This window comes from Protofrankia symbiont of Coriaria ruscifolia (assembly GCF_900634745.1).
Lineage (GTDB): Bacteria > Actinomycetota > Actinomycetes > Frankiales > Frankiaceae > Protofrankia > Protofrankia californiensis.
Genome location: NZ_CAAAFR010000113.1, coordinates 1 through 5,795, shown reverse-complemented (window position 1 = coordinate 5,795; position 5,795 = coordinate 1). Strand labels below are relative to the sequence as shown.

At 67.4% G+C, this 5,795-nt stretch carries 7 protein-coding genes; 4 read left to right on the top strand and 3 right to left on the bottom strand.

What is annotated here, in order from left to right:
- Positions 1 to 477, bottom strand: a 477-nt coding sequence (locus tag CV1CTNOD_RS28355) for an MFS transporter (protein WP_431607112.1), incomplete at its 3' end; no start/stop codon positions are given.
- On the bottom strand, positions 411 to 635 hold the full coding sequence (locus CV1CTNOD_RS28350; RefSeq protein ID WP_431607111.1) for a hypothetical protein: 225 nt from the start codon (positions 633 to 635) through the stop codon (positions 411 to 413). The genes CV1CTNOD_RS28355 and CV1CTNOD_RS28350, both read right to left, overlap by 67 nt.
- Positions 636 to 908: 273 nt before the next feature.
- Between CV1CTNOD_RS28350 and CV1CTNOD_RS13755 the strand changes: the two genes are divergently transcribed.
- Positions 909 to 1,373 carry a MarR family winged helix-turn-helix transcriptional regulator gene (locus CV1CTNOD_RS13755; RefSeq protein WP_131786498.1) on the top strand — a complete coding sequence of 155 codons (465 nt, stop codon included), beginning with the start codon at positions 909 to 911 and terminating at the stop codon, positions 1,371 to 1,373.
- Positions 1,374 to 1,575: 202 nt separating this feature from the next.
- On the opposite strand, the gene CV1CTNOD_RS13750 is transcribed toward CV1CTNOD_RS13755, so the two are convergent.
- The gene (locus tag CV1CTNOD_RS13750) at positions 1,576 to 2,316 is read right to left on the bottom strand and encodes a group II intron maturase-specific domain-containing protein (protein ID WP_278043908.1); all 741 of its coding nucleotides are present in this window, start codon (positions 2,314 to 2,316) and stop codon (positions 1,576 to 1,578) included.
- A gap of 151 nt (positions 2,317 to 2,467) precedes the next feature.
- On the opposite strand from CV1CTNOD_RS13750, the gene CV1CTNOD_RS13745 reads away from it, so the two are divergent.
- The 3 genes from CV1CTNOD_RS13745 to CV1CTNOD_RS13735 are packed head-to-tail and all read left to right on the top strand — an operon-like array spanning position 2,468 to position 5,653.
- Complete coding sequence (locus CV1CTNOD_RS13745) at positions 2,468 to 3,679, top strand: site-specific integrase (RefSeq protein ID WP_207386426.1); 1,212 nt, start codon at positions 2,468 to 2,470, stop codon at positions 3,677 to 3,679.
- On the top strand, positions 3,676 to 4,659 hold the full coding sequence (locus CV1CTNOD_RS13740; RefSeq protein WP_131786496.1) for a tyrosine-type recombinase/integrase: 984 nt from the start codon (positions 3,676 to 3,678) through the stop codon (positions 4,657 to 4,659). The genes CV1CTNOD_RS13745 and CV1CTNOD_RS13740 overlap by 4 nt, the downstream gene beginning before the upstream one ends.
- Entirely contained in the window at positions 4,649 to 5,653 is a 1,005-nt protein-coding gene (locus CV1CTNOD_RS13735; RefSeq protein WP_131786495.1) for a site-specific integrase, read from the top strand. The genes CV1CTNOD_RS13740 and CV1CTNOD_RS13735 overlap by 11 nt, the downstream gene beginning before the upstream one ends.
- The last annotated feature ends 142 nt before the right edge of the window (positions 5,654 to 5,795 follow it).

Sequence of the window (5,795 nt, the reverse complement as noted above, 5' to 3'; positions counted from 1 at the left end):
GCAGTACACTAGCTTGCCGGACCGGAACACCCCGAGTGGGACCAGGGGGACCTGTTGGCGACGTTCGATGACGATGAAGACGCCTAGCAGGAGCACGGCCGCGATGCCGGCCTGCCAGCTCCTCTCGGTCAATGCGAAGACCAGAAGCAGCACCCCGCCGGTAACGGCGCCGGCGCCGGCGCCGGCGAACCCACGGCTTGATCCGTCCGGGCGGACATCCCGTGGCAGTGCCAGTGGCGCCACGACCACCACGAGCAGGGCAATCGGCGCCGGCAGAAAGAACACCAGCCGCCAGCTGACGTCGGTGAGCAGGCCGGAGGCAATCAGCCCGGCGCTGTATCCGGTTGCGCCAGCCAGCGAGTAGGCCCCAAGAGCCCTGTTGCGCCGCGGTCCCTCGGTGAAGGTGGTGATCAGTGACAGTGCGGCGGGGGCGGTAAGTGCGGCTGCCAGGCCCTTGACCACCCGGGTGAGGACCAGAGGACCAGCGGCCCGCCCGCCGAGATCAGGCCCCCGGTCAGGCTCGCCGCTGCGAACACTGCCAGTGAGAGCAGGAACATGCGGCGGCGGCCGAACAAGTCGGCCATCCGGCCGCCCAGCAACAGGAACCCCCCATAGGCGACCGCGTAGCCCGACACCAGCCACTGCAGGGTGCCCTCCGACACCCAGATCGCGCCCGATAGCGGGCAGTGCCACGTCCATCGCGGACAGGTCCATCGAGTCCAAGAACACCGCCGCGCACAACAGCACCAGGGCCGCTCGCCCGCGGCCGTCGGGATGCACCACGCCCACCTCCATCTTATGACAGATAATCTGTTAACAGACAGTATTTTAATAGAGAATCTGTTGTCAAACGTTCTCCTGCAAGATGGTTAGTGGTAGACTCTCCGCCACGAGAGACGAGGGGATCGATGCCCGCCAAGACCGGCGACCGTGTGAGGCCGAGCTACTTCTCGCAGCTCGCGGTCGAACGGCTAGACATCGCGTTGTGTCGGGCCTCGGCCGCGGTCGCGCGCGCTGCCGACGCCCACGCCGTCGAGCGGGGCACCGGCGTGGGTCAGCACCTGGTGCTGAAGATGCTCAACGCTGTCGGCCCTTGCTCTCAGCAGACACTTAGCGACGAACTGCGCATCGACCGCAGCGTCATGGTCAACATCTGTGATGATCTCGAACGAGCGGGCCACGTACGCCGTGAACGCAACCCCCGGGACCGCCGCTCCTACGCCGTCACCATCACCGACACCGGCCAACGCAGACTCGCCGATGTGGAGAAATCCATCCCGGACTTCCTCGACGAGGCATTCCAGCCTCTCAGCCACCAGGAGCGCGACCACCTCACCGCGCTACTGAGCAAGCTTCTGAACATCGACGTCTGACTCAGGCTGCCCTCAGCAATAATCAGCCTGCTGCGACAGGCCGAAGGCGAAGGTCTTTCACTCCCACTCGAAACAGTGAGGTCGACCCGGAGCGCGGTGCCAGCCTTACGGTTGGTCCGTTTCTCCGGGTCGCCTCCCGAACCCGGCGTGCGCCGCTAAGCGCACCGGGCTCTCCACAGGCCCCGCGGGCCGGTTGTGGTCCTCACGCTGCGCCCGGCCATGGTGTCGGGATGCGTGTTCCCCGGTAGTAGTAGCGCTTCGCGCGCACCCTGGCCGGGTCGAGCGGCCCGACGTCACCGTCGGTGGGCCAGATACCGTAGCGTCGACGCAGCTGTTTCCATGGTGTGCGCCGATGCTTGCGACCCTGCCAGCGGACCACCTGTTTCCACAGGTAGGACCGCAGATAGCTGAAGGTTGCGTTCGAGCATCCGTGCTGGAAGTACGCCGTCCAGCCCCGCAGCATCCGGTTGAGCTGGTGCAGCAGGACCGCGAGCGGATGGTTCGTGTTCTGTCGGCAGATCGCCTTGGCCTTGGCCTTGACGGCGGCGAGCGCCTTCTTGGCCGGGTAGACGTAGACGTATTGCTTGCCGGTTCCTCGTTTCCGGTGGCGTTGGATACGCCACCCGAGGAAGTCCACGCCCTCGTCGATACGGGTTACCACGGTCTTTTCCGGCGACAGGCGCAGGCCCATCGTGGACAGGACCGCGGCGATCTCATCCCGCAAGGCTTCGGCGTGCGCGCGGGTGCCCGAGACGACTAGGCACCAGTCATCCGTATACCGGCAGAGCCGGATGTTGGGTAGACCGTTCCGGCGCCGCTTGGCCCTTTCATACGCGCTGGCCCCGGGACCTCCTGGCGCCTGGGCAATGTATTCGTCCAGAACCGAGAGAGCCACGTTGCTCAACAACGGGGAAAGGATCGAACCTAATGAGCAGTGCTGGATTATGCGCAGCGCTGGCCTGTCGGGCCTGGTGAGGGCTCGATCGGGGCTTGAGCGCTGCGCATAATACGCCGACGATCACTGATCGGTGGTTCGGCATGGTGCCGGGCCGGTTTGATCGGAGGTCGGCGTAATGGTTGCTTTATCCGATTTGGTGTCAAGTCTGGACGCGGAGCTGCAACGTCTGGGCTACAAGGACTCGACGATGGTCTGGTACCGGGGTTGTTGGCGCCGCCTGCAGCGCTACTTCGCCGACCGTGGCGTCGTGGAGTTCTCCCTGGATGTGGCGATGAGCTGGGTCGACGAGACGTGCGGGTTCTTCGCGAAGGAGCGTGCGGGCACGCTCAAGGAGAACGACGTCTACCTGTTCCGGGTCGCGTCGATGCTCGATTCCTACGCGGTGCACGGGGCGGTGTTGCGCCGCTACTCGAGGTCCGTCGACAGGTTGACCGCGGGCGAGGCCAGGGTGCTTGCCCGGTTCACGGCGTCGCTGCGGGCCGCGGGGCAGGCGCCCTCGACAGTGCGGACCTACACGACGCTGGCCGGGGAGTTCCTCGCGTTCGTGGGTACCCGGGGCGGGTTGCCGCGTCTCGACGCCCGGGTTCTCGACGCGTTCGTCGCGACCCTGGCGGGATACCAGCACAAGACCGTCGAGCAGAAGATGTGCGCGGTGCGCTCGTTCCTGCGGTTCGCGTCCGCCGACGGCCTCGTCGAGCCTGCCATCCTCGACGTGGTCCCGTCGGTGCGCTCGAGCAGACAGGCCAGGGTCCCGGCGGTGTGGGCTCCCGGCGAGGTCGCCCGGATCCTGGCCGCGATCGATCGGGGCAACCCGGGCGGGAAACGGGACTACGCGATGATCCTGCTGATCGCCGCGCTCGGGCTGCGCAGCATCGACGTCAAACGGCTGCGGTTCGCCGACCTCGACTGGCGGGCCAACCGGCTCACCGTGGTCCAGGCCAAGACCGGCCAGCGCATCGAGCTCCCGCTGCTCAAGGACGCCGGCTGGGCGCTGATCGACTACATCCGGCACGGTCGGCCGGCCTGCGACGCCCCGGAGGTGTTCATCCGGCACACCGCCCCGATCGGCTCGTTCTCCGACCAGGACCACCTCCACCAGATTCTGGTCAAGTACGCCCGGGTGGCGCACGTGCCGGTGAGCGAACAGCGCCGGCATGGCATGCACTCGTTGCGTCACACGCTGGCGACGAAGTTGATGGAAGGCGGCACCCCGATCGAGCAGATCGCCGACATTCTCGGACACCAGTCCGTCCAGTCGACGGGCGTGTATCTGAAGTCCTCGCTGGCCCTGCTGGCCAGGTGCGCGCTGGACCCGGACGCGCCGGCCAGCGGGGAGACATCGCGATGAGCACCGAGATCATGCTGACCGAAGCGATCACGGGGCTGGTCACGCAGAAGCGCGCCGTCGGCTACAAGTACGACGCCGAGGAACGGATGCTGGCGCGGTTCGCCACGTTCGCCCGTGCCGAGTTCCCCGGACTTCAGGCGCCCAGCCGGGAGTGCGTCGAGGCGTGGATCGCGGCCGGACGGCGGCGCGGGGTCACCCCGGCGACGATGCAGGGCCTGGTCGCGCCGGTCCGGGAACTGGCCCGCTGGCTGGGCCGGCGAGGGGTCGCCGCCTACGTTCTGCCCTACGGCACACTGCCCCGGCCCACCCGCTACGTCCCGCACATCTACACCGACGCCGAACTCGCCGCGTTCTTCGCGCAGACCGACCGGTGCCACTACTGCGCCGAGGTCCCGGTCCGCCATCTGGTCATGCCGGTGCTGTTCCGCACGATCTACGGCTGCGGCCTGCGGGCCTCGGAAGCCCGACTGCTGCGCGTCGAGGACGTCGACCTGCGCACCGGAGTGCTCCAGATCCGCGGCGCCAAGGGCGGCAAGGACCGCCAGACCCCGGTCGCGGCGTCGCTGCGCCGCAGGCTCGCCACCTTCGACGCCGACCCGGCGATCCGGCGCAGGGGCGGGGAGTGGTTCTTCCCCGGCACCCACGGCAGGCCGCTCGCCCTGATGAACGTCAACAGGAACTTCCGCCGGTTCCTCTGGCAGGCACGCATCCCGCACGGCGGTCGCGGCCACGGCCCCCGCGTGCACGACATGCGACACACGTTCGCGGTCAACAATCTTCGCACGTGGTTCCGCCGCGGCGACGACGTCGGCGCGCTGCTGCCGGTCCTGCAGACCTACCTGGGTCACTCCTCGATCGGCGATACCGCCTACTACCTGCACCTGACGGCCGAGTCCTACCCCGATATCGCCGCCCAGGTTCAGCGCGTCCTCGGCGAGGTCGTCCCGCCCGTCACCGGCTGGCCGCACGATGGCGACTGACTTCGCGGTCGCGCTGCGCCGTTTCCTCACCGCGCACCTTGCCGGGATGCGCGGCAGCTCACCGAACACCGTCGCGTCCTACCGTGACGCCTTCAAACTATTGATCATCTTCTTTCGGGACGTCCGGTCGATTCCCCCGGAGAAGCTCACTCTCGAACGCATCGACGCCGACGCCGTCGGCGAGTTCCTGGACTGGCTCGAGGACAGCAGGCACAACACTGTCGCGACCCGCAACCAGCGCCTCGCCGCGATCAGCGCGTTCTCCCGATGGCTGCAGTCGCAGGACCCCGCCCTGCTGGCCTGCTGCCAGGACATTCTCGCCATCCGCGCCAAAAAACAGGCCCAGCCGGGGGTCAACCACCTCACCGTCGAGCAGACCCGCAGCCTGCTCGCCGCACCGGACCGGTCCACCCGCCACGGTCGCCGGGACGCGGTGCTGCTCGCCACGCTCTACGACACCGGGGCCCGAGCACAGGAACTCGCCGACCTGGTCGTGCGCAACATCCGCCTTCAAGCCCCGCCGATCGCCGCCCTGACCGGCAAAGGCCGCAAAACCCGCCACGTCCCGCTCGTCGGCAACACGGTCGGACTCCTGGACGCCTATCTCGCCGAACACCACCTCACGCGGTCCGGCCACAGCGACCATCCGCTGTTCTTCAACCAGCACGACACCAAGCTCAGCCGCGGCGGGATCGCCTGGATCATCCGGAAACACCAAGCGAGCACGGCCGACCCAACGCTCACCACCGCCAAGATCACGCCGCATACCCTGCGCCACAGCAAGGCCATGCACCTCTACGAGGCGGGCATTCCCCTGCCCTACATCCGCGACATATTAGGACACGTCGACCTGTCCACCACTGAAATCTACGCACGGGCCTCGACCGAAGCCAAGCGCAAAGCGCTCGAAGCCGCCTACACCGACATCGTCACCGACGACCTCCCCGAATGGAACCAAGACCCCGACCTCCTCAACTGGCTCACCTCGCTGTGAGCCCCCGCCGCTGACAGGTTATGCGCAGCGCTCAAGCCCCGATCGAGCCCTCACCAGGCCCGACAGCCCAACACTGCGCATAATCCAGCACTGTTCATTAGGCGGCCCGGTGTCTCCGCTGTTGGCGAACATCTTCCTGCAC

Excerpts from the sequence above, each read along its gene's own strand:
- CV1CTNOD_RS13755 (WP_131786498.1), top strand. The coding sequence starts at position 909 with ATGCCCGCCAAGACCGGCGACCGTGTGAGGCCGAGCTACTTCTCGCAG.
- CV1CTNOD_RS13740 (WP_131786496.1), top strand. The coding sequence starts at position 3,676 with ATGAGCACCGAGATCATGCTGACCGAAGCGATCACGGGGCTGGTCACG.
- CV1CTNOD_RS13735 (WP_131786495.1), top strand. The coding sequence starts at position 4,649 with ATGGCGACTGACTTCGCGGTCGCGCTGCGCCGTTTCCTCACCGCGCAC.